The organism is Pseudomonas sp. P4_C3, assembly GCF_056402075.1.
This window is the reverse complement of record NZ_JBFUIC010000121.1, coordinates 1-14,478: the sequence shown is the minus strand read 5'-3', so window position 1 is coordinate 14,478 and position 14,478 is coordinate 1. Positions and strand designations below refer to the sequence as shown.

Here is a 14,478-nt window from a genome sequence, read left to right as displayed (position 1 = left end):
GTCCACTTCGMCACCGGTCCACGCCAGGCGCATGGCGTTCTGCGACATTTCCAGCCCGCTCACCGCCACGCCGCCGGCGTTGGACGCCTTGCCCGCTGCGAACAGAATGTCGGCCTCGATGAACAGGTCCATCGCCTCGAGGGTGGTCGGCATGTTCGCGCCTTCGGCCACACAGATGCAGCCGTTGCGCAGTAAGATGCGAGCGGCTTCGACATCCAGTTCGTTTTGCGTTGCGCACAGCAGCGCGATATCGCAGCTCAGGCTCCATGGCAGCTGACCGGTGCGGAACTCCAGGCCAAAACGGCCAGCCAGGCCACGGCGCTTGAGCATTTCTTCGGCGAAGTACACGCAGCCGAAACCGGAAGCTTGCGGGCGAATCAGGCTGCCGTCGTAGCTTGGGCCTTTGCCGGTCAGCACACTGGTGAACTGGTTGTTCAAGCGCTTGTGCTGGCCGAACAGGAAACCGATTTCCCGCGCACCGACGCCGATGTCCCCGGCTGGCACGTCAACGTCCGCACCAATGTGGCGGTACAACTCGCTCATGAAGGCCTGGCAGAAGCGCATGACTTCCGCGTCGCTTTTGCCTTTGGGGTCGAAGTCCGAACCACCCTTGCCACCGCCCATGGGCAATGAATTCAGGGAGTTTTTGAAGGTCTGTTCGAAGGCGAGGAATTTCAGCACGCCCATGTTCACCGACGGGTGGAAACGCAGACCGCCCTTGTACGGGCCGATCGCGCTGTTCATCTGGATGCGGAACCCGCGATTGACCTGGACTTTGCCCCGATCGTCGACCCACGACACGCGAAACACCAGCGCCCACTCCGGCTCGCAGATGCGTTCCAGAATGCCCGAGGTCAGGTAATGCGGATTGGCTTCAAGAAACGGCCACAGAGTGCGCAGGACTTCTTCTACAGCCTGGTGGAATTCGGGTTGATCCGGAGTTCTGCACCAACAGTTACACCGCCATCGCTGGCAAGCCAGCTCCTACAGTGTCCGTGAGTTTTTCCGGATCTCGGGCAATCCACATACCTGTAGGAGCTGGCTTGCCRGCGATGAACTCACCGCGATACCACTGAAAAAACGCAAAAAAAACGGAGCCCGAAGGCTCCGCTCTCTTATGCAACCAACCCGAAATCAGGCCAGTTTCTTGTGGCGTACACGATGCGGCTGAGCAGCTGCTTCGCCGAGACGCTTTTTACGATCGGCTTCGTATTCGCTGTAGTTGCCTTCGAAGAACACCGCTTGCGAGTCGTCTTCGTACGCCAGGATGTGAGTCGCGACGCGGTCAAGGAACCACCGATCGTGAGAGATCACAATGGCGGCGCCCGGGAAGTCCAGCAGGGCTTCTTCCAGGGAACGCAGGGTTTCGACGTCGAGGTCGTTGGACGGTTCGTCGAGCAGCAGGACGTTGCCGCCCTCTTTCAGGGTCAGGGCCAGGTGCAAGCGACCGCGCTCACCACCGGACAGGTCCTTGACGAACTTCTGCTGATCGCCGCCCTTGAAGTTGAAGCGACCGACGTAGGTACGCGACGGGATCTCGTAGTTGCCGATGCGGATCTGGTCGGAACCGTCGGAGATCTGCTGGAACACGGTCTTGCTGCCGTCCAGATCCTCGCGGCTCTGATCCACACAAGCAAGCTGCACGGTTTCACCGACGTCGATGCTGCCCGAATCCGGCGTTTCCTTGCCCATCAGCATGCGGAACAGGGTCGACTTACCGGCACCGTTACCGCCGATCACGCCGACGATGGCGCCTTTAGGCATGGAGAACGACAGGTTGTCGATCAGCACGCGATCGCCGTAGCCCTTGGTGACGTTCTTGAATTCGATGACCTTGTCGCCCAGGCGCGGACCGGCCGGGATGTAGATCTCGTTGGTTTCGCTGCGCTTCTGGAATTCCTGGGATTGCATTTCTTCGAAGCGTTGCAGACGTGCCTTGGATTTCGACTGGCGGGCCTTGGCGCCTTTGCGCACCCACTCCAGTTCTTCCTTCATGGCTTTTTCGTGGGCCGACTGCTGCTTGGATTCTGCAGCCAGACGATCGGACTTGGCTTCCAGCCAACCCGAATAGTTGCCCTCGTAAGGAATGCCCGCGCCGCGGTCCAGTTCCAGAATCCAGCCGGCAACGTTGTCCAGGAAGTAACGGTCGTGCGTGATCGCTACCACGGTGCCCGGGAAGTCGTGCAGGAAGTGCTCAAGCCAGGCGACGGAATCGGCGTCCAGGTGGTTGGTCGGTTCGTCGAGCAGCAGCATGTCCGGGGCGGACAGCAGCAGGCGGCACAGGGCTACACGACGCTTTTCACCACCGGACAGAACTTCGACCTTGGCATCCCAGGCCGGCAGACGCAACGCGTCGGCGGCGACTTCCAGCTGGCGCTCCAGGTTGTGACCGTCGCTGGCTTGCAGGATGGCTTCGAGCTTGGCCTGTTCGGCCGCCAGTTTGTCGAAGTCGGCGTCTTCTTCAGCGTAAGCCGCGTAGACCTCATCCAGGCGAGCCTGGGCATTCTTGATCACGCTGACCGCTTCCTCGACCACTTCACGCACGGTTTTGGTCGGGTCCAGGATCGGCTCTTGTGGCAGATAACCGATGTTCAGCTCCGGCATTGGGCGGGCTTCGCCCTCGAACTCGGTGTCGACGCCGGCCATGATTTTCAGCAACGTGGACTTACCCGAACCGTTGAGGCCGAGCACGCCGATCTTGGCGCCGGGGAAGAAGGACAGAGAAATATTTTTCAGGATTTCCCGCTTCGGCGGAACAACTTTGCCCAGCCGATGCATGGTGAATACGTATTGAGCCATGGAGAACCTAGGGTCAGTGACTGATGAATGATTGGAGCGCAGGCGATGCCCGGCCAGACCGTGCGCGTCGCTCGCTTGAGGCTATCAATACGTGCGCGCTGAAAAAGTCTGAGTCTAGGAGCTGGAACGCTCCCGCGTAACCGGCAAAGCTACCTTAATGACAGATGGCAGTCCAGCCGACGGGCAGGGACTGGCACTTCGCCACAACTCAAGGCATGCTAGCCGCCCTTCGGGCGTCCGGCTTATAGTGCACGTCGCGCCAGTCCAGCCAAACCGCAGGATTACAGCTTGTCCAAAGCCCCTCCGCCCCTGACTTCCAGTGAGCCGGCCACAGCGCCCGGCTCCCCCCTGCGCGGGACCTTGAAGGGCACCTTGGCGACACTTGCACTATTGCTGCTGGCCCTGTTGTTCTGGCAATTGCTCGATCAGTTGCGCGAAACCCAGAAAAACCAGCGTCAATACACCATCGATTACACCGCCGATCTAGCCGCGCAGGTCAGCCTGAACATGGCGCTCAACGCGCAGATCGCCCTCAACCTGTTGCCGATCGTCGAGCAACCGCAGGACGCCGATGAGCTGCAGGCGCTGCTGCGCAAGCTGCAACAGTCGCTGCCTGATCTGCGCAGCCTGGCGTTGCTCAGCCCCTCGGGAAGAGTCATCAGTGACAGCGCTCCCGACAGCGATGACAGCGGCTACCTGGGTGAACTGATACGCCGCAGCCACGCCCAGACGCACTACTTCAGCAACGCCACCGACGGCTCCGTGGTGCATCTATTGTTGCATCAGGCCAGCGGCAGTTCCCGAGGCTATTGGGTCTTGCGTCTGCCCCCCGCCTTCTTTTCGTCCTTGATCAAGCAAAGCGAGGCCGGCCGCCGCCCATTGTGGCTGGTGGAGAACCGCATCAATCATCAGATCATCAGCCGCGACGATGCGCTGCCCTCGGTCAATCCGGGCACGCTGACCGAGGACGATGTCGCCAACAGCGTGCTGACCGTTGCGCTGAGCAGCAGCGATTGGCAACTGCGCGGCTTGTTCGACCGCCAGCGCGTGCTGGAAGAGCTGCTGCCGGCGTTCATTGGCAAATGTCTGCTGGGCCTGGCGTTTTCCATGCTGCCGTTCATCGCCTTGCTGAACATGCGCCGGCGTCAGCGCCAATTGAGCGAAGGCCGCCGGCGTTATCAGGACATTTTCGAAGGCACCGGCGTAGCCTTGTGCGTCCTCGACATGTCCGGGCTCAAGGTCTTTTTCGACAAGGCACAACTGCAGGGCAGCGAGCAACTGCAAGCGTGGCTGGCGATCCCGGAACAACGCCGGCAATTGCTCAAGGAATTGCGGATCTCCGAGGTCAACCAGGTCGCACTGCAACTGCTTAATGTCGATAGCGCTGACAAAGCCTGGAAACTGCTGATCGACGGCCATCCGCAGGACGGCGCCGCCATCGGCAACCAGGTGCTCGACGCGATGCTCAACCRGCAGCAACTGCTTGAGCTGGAAATCAAACTGCAGGATGCCAGCGGTCGCGACCAGCATCTATGGCTGGTGCTGCGCCTGCCGCAAACCCAGGACGACTATAACGCAGTGATCCTGAGCATCACCGACATCACCAGCCGCAAGCTCATCGAATTGTCACTGCAGGAGCGCGAAGGGTTTTGGTCGGACGTGGTGCGCACCGTACCGGATCACCTGTATGTGCAGCATGTTTTCAGCCAGCGCATGATCTACAGCAACCATCATCTGGGCCAGACACTGGGTTACAACCGCACCGAACTGCACMAGATGGGCGAATACTTCTGGGAAATCCTCCTGCACCCCGAAGACGCCGACTATTACCATCGCTCCCGCCAGGTCCAGCGCCAGGCCGGTTATCGCCAATTGATGCAGTGCCAGTTGCGCTTCCGTCATCGGGACGGCCAGTGGCGACGCTTCGAGATTCGCGAGCAGGCACTGGCGCGGGACAAGGACGATCAGGTCACGCGGATCATCGGCGTGGCCAAGGACATCACCGATCAGCTTGAAGCCAGTGAATCCCTGCGCGACAGCGAACAGCGCTACCGGATGCTCGCCGAAAGCATCAGCGACGTGATCTTCTCCACCGACAGCCGCCTGAACCTCAATTACGTCAGCCCTTCCGTGCAAGCGGTGCTGGGTTACGACGCCGAGTGGATTTTCCAGAACGGCTGGCAATCGACCATCGCCAACCCGCAACAACTGACCGGCATCTACCACCTGATGGACCGGGTCAGCAAAGCGCTGGATCAGCCGGACCAACTGGCGCTGCTGCGCAGCCAGGTGCAAACCCAACTGTTCCTGTTCGATTGCCTGCGGGCCGACGGGCGCAAGATCCCGATCGAACTGCGCCTGGTATTGGTCTGGGACGAACACGGTACGTTCGAAGGCGTGCTCGGCGTCGGCCGCGACATCAGCCAGCAACGCCGGGCGGAAAAAGACTTGCGCATGGCCGCCACGGTATTCGAACACTCGACCTCGGCGATCCTGATCACCGACCCGGCCGGCTACATCGTCCAGGCCAACGAGGCCTTCAGCCGTGTCAGCGGCTATGCCGTGGAGCAGGTCCTCGACCAGCTGCCGAACATGCTGACCGTCGACGAGCAACAGGAATCCCATCTGCGTTACGTCCTCAAGCAATTGGCCCAGCACAGCACCTGGGAAGGCGAAGTCTGGCTCAAGCGTCGCAATGGCGAGCACTACCCGGCCTGGGTCGGGATCACCGCCGTACTCGATGACGAAGGCGACCTGGCCAGCTATGTGTGTTTCTTCAGCGACATCAGCGAGCGCAAGGCCAGCGAACAGCGGATTCACCGCCTTGCCTACTACGACGCCCTGACCCACCTGCCCAACCGATCGCTGTTCCAGGATCGCCTGCACACGGCGTTGCAATCGGCCGAACGGCAGAAGTCGTGGGTGGTGCTGATGTTCCTCGATCTCGACCGTTTCAAGCCGATCAACGACTYCCTGGGCCACGCCGCCGGCGACCGCATGCTCAAGGAAATGGCCACGCGCCTGCTCGGTTGCGTCGACGATGACGACACCGTGGCGCGCATGGGCGGTGACGAATTCACCTTGCTCCTGCAACCACGAGCCAACCGTGAAATCGCCCTGAACCGGGCGATTCATGTGGCCGAGCAGATTCTCGCCAGCCTGGTGAAACCGTTCGTGCTCGAAGGCCGCGAGTTCTTCGTCACGGCCAGTATCGGTATCGCCCTGAGCCCGCAGGACGGCAACGAACTCAGCCAGCTGATGAAGAACGCCGACACGGCGATGTACCACGCCAAGGAACGTGGCAAGAACAACTTCCAGTTCTATCAGGCGGACATGAATGCCAGCGCCCTGGAGCGACTGGAGCTGGAAAGCGACTTGCGCCATGCCCTGGAACAGAACGAATTCGTGCTGTATTACCAGCCGCAGTTCAGCGGCGACGGCAAGCGCCTGACCGGTGCCGAGGCATTGTTGCGCTGGCGCCATCCACGCCGCGGTCTGGTGCCGCCGGGGGATTTCATTCCGGTGCTCGAAGAGCTCGGGCTGGTGGTGGATGTCGGCGACTGGGTGATCAGCGAAGCCTGCCGCCAACTGAAGGCCTGGCATCAGGCCAGGGTACGGGTGCCGAAGGTGTCGGTGAACATCTCGGCGCGGCAGTTCTCCGATGGCCAGCTTGGCACGCGAATCGCCACCATTCTCAAGGAAACCGGCCTGCCGCCGGCGTGCCTGGAACTGGAGCTGACCGAAAGTATCCTGATGCGCGAAGTCAGCGAGGCGATGCAGATCCTCGCCGGGCTGAAAAACCTTGGGCTGAGCATCGCGGTGGATGACTTTGGCACCGGTTACTCATCGCTCAACTACCTCAAGCAGTTCCCGATCGACGTACTGAAGATCGACCGCACCTTCGTCGACGGCCTGCCATCGGGTGAGCAGGATGCGCAGATCGCCCGGGCGATCATCGCCATGGCCCACAGCCTGAACCTGGCGGTGATCGCCGAAGGCGTGGAAACCCACGAACAGCTTGATTTCCTGAGGGAGCACGGTTGCGACGAGGTGCAGGGTTACCTGTTCGGTCGCCCGATGCCGGCGGACCGGTTTGAGGCGCAGTTCAGTAACGACGCCCTCTTCATGTTCGACTGAAGTTTTGTGGTGTTGCCGAAAAGATCGCAGCCTGCGGCAGCTCCTACAGGGATTGATGTCGGTCACAGAATCTGGCGGCTACCCCGCTTAGGGTAGGAGCTGCCGAAGGCTGCGATCTTTTGAGGCCGGCACAAACACCATCTATCCACGCATGAACACCACTTGTCTGCGACATGATGCCGTTTCATATGCCATCTAAAACCCATTGGGTTAGAATGCCTCCCTTTTCCGCCCCCGATCCTTGAGGACCGCCATGTTCAGCCGTGATTTGACTATTGCCAAGTACGACGCCGACCTTTTTGCCGCCATGGAGCAAGAAGCTCAGCGCCAGGAAGAACACATCGAGCTGATCGCTTCGGAAAACTACACCAGCCCAGCGGTGATGGAAGCTCAAGGCTCGGTACTGACCAACAAGTACGCCGAAGGCTACCCGGGCAAGCGCTACTACGGCGGTTGCGAGTACGTCGACGTGGTTGAGCAACTGGCCATCGACCGCGCCAAAGAGCTGTTCGGTGCCGACTACGCCAACGTTCAGCCACACGCCGGTTCGCAAGCCAACAGCGCCGTTTACCTGGCCCTGCTGTCGGCTGGCGACACCATCCTGGGCATGAGCCTGGCCCACGGCGGTCACCTGACCCACGGTGCCAGCGTTTCGTCTTCCGGCAAGCTGTACAACGCCATCCAGTACGGCATCGATGCCAACGGCCTGATCGACTACGACGAAGTCGAGCGCCTGGCCGTTGAGCACAAGCCAAAAATGATCGTGGCCGGTTTCTCTGCCTACTCGCAGATCCTCGACTTCCCGCGCTTCCGTGCAATCGCCGACAAGGTAGGTGCCTACCTGTTCGTCGACATGGCCCACGTGGCCGGTCTGGTAGCCGCTGGCGTCTACCCGAACCCGATTCCATTCGCTGACGTCGTGACCACCACCACCCACAAGACCCTGCGCGGTCCACGTGGCGGCCTGATCCTGGCTCGCGCCAACGCCGACATCGAGAAGAAACTGAACTCCGCCGTATTCCCGGGCGCCCAGGGCGGCCCGCTGGAGCACGTGATCGCCGCTAAAGCGATCTGCTTCAAGGAAGCGCTGCAGCCTGAGTTCAAGGTTTACCAGCAACAAGTGGTGAAGAACGCCCAGGCCATGGCCGGCGTGTTCATCGAACGCGGCTTCGACGTGGTTTCCGGCGGTACTCAGAACCACCTGTTCCTGCTGTCGCTGATCAAGCAGGAAATTTCCGGTAAAGACGCCGACGCCGCTCTGGGCAAAGCGTTCATCACCGTGAACAAGAACTCCGTGCCAAACGACCCACGCTCTCCGTTCGTCACTTCCGGCCTGCGCTTCGGCACCCCGGCCGTGACCACTCGTGGCTTCAAGGAAGCAGAGTGCAAGGAACTGGCCGGCTGGATCTGCGACATCCTGGCTGACCTGAACAACGAAGCGGTGATCGACGCCGTTCGTGAGAAGGTCAAGGCCATCTGCAAGAAGCTACCGGTGTACGGCGCTTAATTGCCCCGTTAAATCCGCAGCATGAAGAACCGGCCAAGTGATTGGCCGGTTTTTTTTCGCCCGCAAATTGACACCGCTTACCTGTAGGAGCTGCCGAAGGCTGCGATCTTTTGATCCTCAAAAAAGCAAAATCAAAAGATCGCAGCCTTCGGCAGCTCCTACGAGACCAGCACCACTGGTCAGACCGGTCATGCCAATTTTCTAATTTTTACTTGCGAACACCCAAAAATAGCGCCTAGACTGCGCCTGCACTGGACATACCGGTAAGACCACAATAATTAAGTCCTGAATCTGATGTGCCCCGCACACGGAAGCCAGGACACCGACCAGGATTCCTCCCATGCTCAGATGGTGCTCGCGTTCAATCTTCCTCCAAGTGGTTCTCGGACTGGTGCTCGGCATCGTCTGCGGGCTGACCCTTCCCGAATACTCCGCTCAGCTCAAACCGCTCGGTGACGGTTTTATCAAGCTGATCAAAATGCTCATCGGCCTGATTGTGTTTTGCGTAGTGGTCAGCGGCATCAGCGGTGCCGGCGACCTGAAGAAGGTCGGCCGAATCGGCCTGAAATCGGTGATCTACTTTGAAGTGCTGACCACCATCGCCCTGGTGATTGGCCTGGTGTTCGCCTTCAGCACTGGCATCGGCAGCGGCGCGAACATCCATCTGGAGCAGCTTTCCACAGCCGATATGGGCGACATTGCCCAGCGCGGTCAGCACATGCACACCACCACACAGTTCCTGATGGACCTGATTCCGACTTCGGTGATCGGTGCCTTTGCCGATAACAATATCCTGCAGGTCCTGCTGTTTTCAGTGTTGTTCGGCAGTGCACTGAATCTGGTGGGAGAAGCGGCATCGGGTATTTCGCGTCTGATCAATGAACTCAGCCATGTGATCTTCCGCATCATGGGCATGATCGTGCGACTGGCCCCCATCGGTGTATTCGGCGCGATCGCCTTCACCACCAGCAAATATGGCCTGGACTCGCTGCAACACCTGGGCAGCCTGGTCGGCCTGTTCTACCTGACCTGTACTGCCTTCGTGGCCCTGATTCTCGGCCTGGTGATGCGCCTCTCTGGCTTGAAGATGTGGCCGTTGCTCAAGTACCTGCGCGAAGAACTGCTGATCGTCATGGGCACCGCGTCCTCCGATGCCGTGCTGCCACAAATCATGCGCAAGCTTGAGCACCTGGGCATCGGCAGTTCGACGGTCGGGTTGGTGATACCTACCGGTTACTCGTTCAACCTCGACGGTTTCTCGATCTACCTGACCCTGGCCATTGTGTTCATCGCCAATGCCACCGGCACGCCGCTGGCGATGACCGACCTGTTGACGATTCTGTTGGTGTCGTTGATCACCTCCAAGGGTGCCCACGGTATTCCAGGCTCGGCGCTGGTGATCCTGGCGGCCACCCTGACAGCCATTCCGGCCATTCCGGTGGTGGGTCTGGTGCTGGTGCTGGCCGTGGACTGGTTCATGGGGATCGGCCGGGCGTTGACCAACCTGATCGGCAACTGTGTGGCGACCGTCGCCATCGCGCGGTGGGAAAAGGACATCGATGTGCAGCGGGCGAACAAGGTACTTTCCGGCCAGGCGGGTTATACCTTCCAGCCGAGAAAACCGGTTGCTCAAGCGGCAGCCAAAGAATTCTGAATGACCGCCGTGCCTGCCGACCGCAGGCACGGCTCATGGAGCAAGCAAGTGATTACCTCATCAACCGTCGTCAACTCAGTGGTAGAAAAACTTCGGGCCGCTTTGGCCCGTGGTCAGTGGCGCTCCGGCGAAATGCTGCCGGGGCAACGCGAACTGGCCGAACAACTGGGCATCAGCCGCCCGAGCCTGCGTGAGGCGGTCATCGTCCTGGAAACCCTCGGCCTGGTGCGTTCGATGCCGGGCAAAGGCGTGGTGGTGCTCGAAGCCAATCTCGCCGACAGCCAGACGCATGACAGTGCAGTGGCCGCAGCGAGCCTGGAAGACGTGCTGCAACTGCGCTACACGCTGGAGCCGTTCATCGTCGGCCTCGTGGCGCAGTCCATCAGCAGCAAGGAAGTCGGGCAACTGCGCCTGACCTTGATGGACATGCGCGAAGCCCTGGAGGCCAATGACAGTGAAGCCGGCGTAACCGCCTACATCGCGTTCCACGAAGAGCTGTTCACGCTGACGTCGAACCCGATCTTCCAGAGCGTGGTCCAGCAAACCAGCAATGCCCTCAAGCAAAGCGCCGAAGTGTTGCGCAACTCCCCGGAGCATCTGGCTGAGCGCCTTGAAGAAAACGAAGCGGTGGTGCGGGCGATCCGCAGCAAGAACAGCGCCCAGGCCAGCGCCGAGATGCGTCGGCACATTTTGCGCGAAGGCCAGCGCATGGGCATCGAACTGAACATCCCGGAAGACAACCTCGGCAGTTGAAACCTCTTCGAACTGGAGATTGGCCATGAACAGCTTCGCCTCGCCACAAACGCTCGCCACCCTGCCCGTCCGCCCTTCGGTGGATGATCTGTATTCACGAGTCCTCGATGCCATTTTCGAACAGCGCATCCATTCGGCCAGTCGCTTTACGGAAGAAAGCCTGGCGCAGATGTTCGGTGCAAGGCGCAGCGACATGCGTGATGTGCTGACGCGACTGTCCCATCAGCAGATCATCATTCTTCGAGTCAACCATCGTCCCCGCGTCGCCGAGCTTGATGCCGAGCAGACCCGGCAGACACTGCATGCCCGGCGTCTGGCCGAGATCTTGCTGGTGCGGCTGGCCTGTCAGCGACCCTGCGCGCAAGACCTGAAGCAACTGCGGGCGCTGGTCGATAGCGAGCGTCAATGCACCGAGCGTGGACGGGGAATTCGTTTGTCGGGAGAGTTTCATCTGCAGTTGGCACAAATGGCGGGGAATGCACCGTTGGCGCATTTTCTTGAGAGCCTGGTAGCGCTGACTTCGTTGGCGATTGCGCAGTTTGATCTGCCGCAGAAGGATTATTGCGTGGAGCACATGGAGATTCTGGATGCGCTGGAGCGAGGAGACGCCGCGACGGCGCAAGCCGTGCTCAACCGGCATCTGGATTATCTGGAAGATTTGTTGCTGAGCCCTGCATCGGCACTGGACCAAAACTGTGCCACAGGTTAGTCCGCTTTCGTCGGAACGCCGCCCGGAGCAGCCTCGCCCCCACAGGGGACTGCACTTCAAATGTGGGAGCGACGGTGCGGCGATCCGACCTGCTCGCGATGGCGGCTCAAGGCTCGCTGCAACTTCTGACTTTAATCCGCCGCCACCCGCGCAAACCCCTCGCGAATCTTTTCTTCCGGCAAGTCATCGGCAATGAACACGATCACGCTCTCGCGCACTTCCTCTTCAGCCCACTCTGTATCCCAGTCGAAACCATAAAGCTTCAGCACACCCTGAAACACCATGCGACGCGATTCGCCGAGGATATTCAACACACCTTTGTAGCGCAGCAGTTGCTTGCCATGGTCTTCCAGCAGCTCATTCATGAACTCGCTGAGCCTGTCGATATCCAGCGGCTTGTCGGTGCGCAGCACCAGGCTGGAAATGCGGTCCATGGACGGAGCAGCCTGGCTGAGCGGGCGCAAACTCACGCCGCCACCGAGGTCTGCATTGAGGTTGAAACCGCGGACATCAAGCAGTTCAGCCAGGTCGATCCTGCCGTGGTCAACCACGCGAATCGGCGCTCGACGGTTGATACGGGTCAGGCGCTCGCTCAGCGCGGTAAAGGTTGGCTCGTCCACCAGATCGCGCTTGCTCACCAGCAAGCGGTCGGCAAAACCGATCTGTGCCTGGGCGATGGTCTGGGTCAGATGCAGATCAGCGTGGGCGGCATCGACCAGGGTGATGATGCCGTCGAGGATATAGCGTTCACGCAGTTCTTCGTCGATGAAGAAGGTTTGTGCCACGGGCGCCGGGTCGGCCAGGCCGGTGCATTCGATCACCAGGCGGTCGAAGGCGATGTCGCCGCTGTCCAGGCGTTCAAGTAGCAGGTACAAGGCCTTGGTCAGGTCGGTGTGGATGGTGCAGCAGACGCAGCCATTCGACAGCGTCATCACTTGCACAGGCTCGTCGCCCAACAACTGGGTATCGATACCGGCATCGCTGAATTCGTTCTCGATCACGGCAATTTTCAGGCCGTGCTCGGCTTTGAGCAGGTGGCGCAACAGGGTGGTTTTACCAGCGCCGAGGAAGCCGCTGAGGATTGTTACGGGGATTGGAGAGGACAAACTGGATCTCCTTTTTCACACAGAGAAAAAACAACACAAAACAAATGTGGGAGCGAGCTTGCTCGCGATAGCGGCTTAACATTCAACATCACTGTTGATTGACAATCCGCYATCGCGAGCAAGCTCGCTCCCACAGGTATTGCCGTTAATCCGACAAGCGGATCAACAACACTTCGGCCCACCCTTGCCACCGTAACGGGCTTCCTGACGCTCCCGAAAGAACATCTCATAGCTCATCACCGGTTTGTCCGGGTGCTTGGTCTGCATATGCTCGACGTAGTTGTCGTAGTCGGGCATGCCGACCATCAGGCGCGCGGCCTGACCGAGGTATTTACCGAGGCGACTCAGGTCATTGAACATGGTGCAAATCCTCGATCACGCTTCCGGCAGCGCCTGGAATGGCGCTTCTTTATCCGTACGTTCTTTGCTACCCCAGGCGGAAATACCGACCTTGAGCGCATAGAACAGGATGCTGAACACCACGAACAGGAACAGCGCGGTCAGCGTTGCATTGGTGTAGGCGTTGAAGATCACGTGTTGCATCTGGGTGATGTCCTTGGCCGGGGCGAGGATCTGGCCGTTGGCCAAGGCATCGCTATATTTCCTGGCCAGCGACAGGAAGCCGATCGCCGGGTTAGCGTCGAACAGCTTGATGAAGCCCGCTGTCGTGGTGCAGATCAACAGCCACACCGCCGGCAACATGGTGACCCAGACATACCGCTGGCGTTTCATCTTGATCAGCACCACGGTGCCGAGCATCAGCGCGATACCGGCCAGCATCTGGTTGGAGATACCGAACAGTGGCCACAAGGTGTTGATGCCGCCCAGCGGATCGATCACGCCCTGATACAGCAACCAGCYCCACATGGCCACGCAACCGGCGGTAGCGATCAGGTTGGCAGTCCAGGATTCGGTGCGGCGCAGGGCCGGCACGAACGAACCGAGCAAGTCCTGGAGCATGAAACGCCCGGCACGGGTACCGGCGTCGACCGCGGTCAGGATGAACAGCGCTTCAAACAGGATCGCGAAGTGGTACCAGAACGCCATGGTGTTCTCACCCGGCAGAACACTGTGCAGGATCTGCGCGATACCGACCGCCAGGGTCGGCGCACCACCGGCACGGGCCAGGATGGTGGTTTCACCGATGTCGTGGGCCACCGCTTGCAGGGCTTCCGGCGTGATGGCAAAGCCCCAGTTGCTGACCGCTGTTGCTACCGCCACCACATCCCCGCCGACAACCGCAGCCGGACTGTTCATGGCGAAGTACACACCCGGTTCGATCACCGACGCGGCGACCATGGCCATGATCGCCACGAACGATTCCATCAGCATGCCGCCGTAACCGATGTAGCGGGCGTTGGTTTCGTTATCCAGCAGTTTCGGCGTGGTCCCGGAGGCGATCAGCGCGTGGAAACCCKACACCGCGCCACAGGCGATGGTGATGAACAGGAACGGGAACAGMCCGCCCTTCCAYACCGGGCCGGTGCCGTCGATGAACTGGGTCAGGGCCGGCATTTTCAGCTCGGGCATGGTCAYCAGRATGCCGATGGCCAGGGCGACGATGGTGCCGATTTTCAGGAAGGTCGACAGGTAGTCACGGGGTGCCAGAATCAGCCACACCGGCAACACCGCCGCGACAAAACCGTAACCGATCAGCATCCAGGTGATCTGGATACCGGTAAAGCTGAACGCCTTGGCCCACACCGGATCCGCGGCAATCTGCCCGCCGAGCCAGATCGAACCGAGCAGCAATAGCACGCCGATCACCGAGATTTCACCGATGCGACCCGGACGGATGTAGCGGGATGTAGCG

10 protein-coding genes are annotated in these 14,478 nt (G+C 60.2%); 5 read left to right on the top strand and 5 right to left on the bottom strand.

The window, feature by feature from the left end; translation table 11 throughout:
* Positions 1 to 981, bottom strand: a 981-nt coding sequence (locus AC1DVH_RS18670) for a Glu/Leu/Phe/Val dehydrogenase dimerization domain-containing protein (protein WP_477755054.1), incomplete at its 3' end; no start/stop codon positions are given.
* Positions 982 to 1,134: 153 nt separating this feature from the next.
* Positions 1,135 to 2,799, bottom strand: coding sequence for an energy-dependent translational throttle protein EttA (gene ettA / locus AC1DVH_RS18665; RefSeq protein ID WP_477755052.1), 1,665 nt, complete (start codon positions 2,797 to 2,799; stop codon positions 1,135 to 1,137).
* Between the two features lie 288 nt (positions 2,800 to 3,087).
* Here ettA and AC1DVH_RS18660 point away from each other — a divergent pair, with 288 nt between their 5' ends.
* The 5 genes from AC1DVH_RS18660 (at position 3,088) to AC1DVH_RS18640 (ending at position 11,559) form a co-directional block, all read left to right on the top strand.
* The gene (locus AC1DVH_RS18660) at positions 3,088 to 6,936 is read left to right on the top strand and encodes a sensor domain-containing protein (protein ID WP_477755051.1); all 3,849 of its coding nucleotides are present in this window, start codon (positions 3,088 to 3,090) and stop codon (positions 6,934 to 6,936) included.
* Positions 6,937 to 7,189: 253 nt separating this feature from the next.
* Complete coding sequence (glyA, locus tag AC1DVH_RS18655; RefSeq protein ID WP_477755050.1) at positions 7,190 to 8,443, top strand: serine hydroxymethyltransferase; 1,254 nt, start codon at positions 7,190 to 7,192, stop codon at positions 8,441 to 8,443.
* Positions 8,444 to 8,783: 340 nt separating this feature from the next.
* Entirely contained in the window at positions 8,784 to 10,097 is a 1,314-nt protein-coding gene (locus AC1DVH_RS18650; RefSeq protein ID WP_477755049.1) for a C4-dicarboxylate transporter DctA, read from the top strand.
* Between the two features lie 48 nt (positions 10,098 to 10,145).
* On the top strand, positions 10,146 to 10,850 hold the full coding sequence (locus tag AC1DVH_RS18645) for a FadR/GntR family transcriptional regulator (protein ID WP_477755053.1): 705 nt from the start codon (positions 10,146 to 10,148) through the stop codon (positions 10,848 to 10,850).
* Between the two features lie 25 nt (positions 10,851 to 10,875).
* Positions 10,876 to 11,559, top strand: a complete 684-nt coding sequence (locus AC1DVH_RS18640; RefSeq protein WP_477755048.1) for a GntR family transcriptional regulator — start codon at positions 10,876 to 10,878, stop codon at positions 11,557 to 11,559.
* Positions 11,560 to 11,690: 131 nt separating this feature from the next.
* Here AC1DVH_RS18640 and yjiA read toward each other — a convergent pair whose 3' ends face one another.
* From yjiA to AC1DVH_RS18625, 3 genes are all read right to left on the bottom strand, one after another.
* Positions 11,691 to 12,665, bottom strand: a complete 975-nt coding sequence (gene yjiA, locus AC1DVH_RS18635) for a GTPase (protein WP_477755047.1) — start codon at positions 12,663 to 12,665, stop codon at positions 11,691 to 11,693.
* 162 nt (positions 12,666 to 12,827) lie between these two features.
* On the bottom strand, positions 12,828 to 13,025 hold the full coding sequence (locus AC1DVH_RS18630) for a YbdD/YjiX family protein (protein WP_007895266.1): 198 nt from the start codon (positions 13,023 to 13,025) through the stop codon (positions 12,828 to 12,830).
* 15 nt (positions 13,026 to 13,040) lie between these two features.
* The coding region (locus AC1DVH_RS18625) for a carbon starvation CstA family protein (protein ID WP_477755046.1) at positions 13,041 to 14,478 on the bottom strand (1,438 nt) is incomplete at its 5' end.

Bases quoted from the DNA above. Each gene is read 5' to 3' on its own strand.
- AC1DVH_RS18640 (WP_477755048.1), top strand. From the start codon at position 10,876: ATGAACAGCTTCGCCTCGCCACAAACGCTCGCCACCCTGCCCGTCCGC.
- ettA (WP_477755052.1), bottom strand. From the start codon at position 2,799: ATGGCTCAATACGTATTCACCATGCATCGGCTGGGCAAAGTTGTTCCG.
- AC1DVH_RS18650 (WP_477755049.1), top strand. From the start codon at position 8,784: ATGCTCAGATGGTGCTCGCGTTCAATCTTCCTCCAAGTGGTTCTCGGA.
- AC1DVH_RS18630 (WP_007895266.1), bottom strand. From the start codon at position 13,025: ATGTTCAATGACCTGAGTCGCCTCGGTAAATACCTCGGTCAGGCCGCG.
- glyA (WP_477755050.1), top strand. From the start codon at position 7,190: ATGTTCAGCCGTGATTTGACTATTGCCAAGTACGACGCCGACCTTTTT.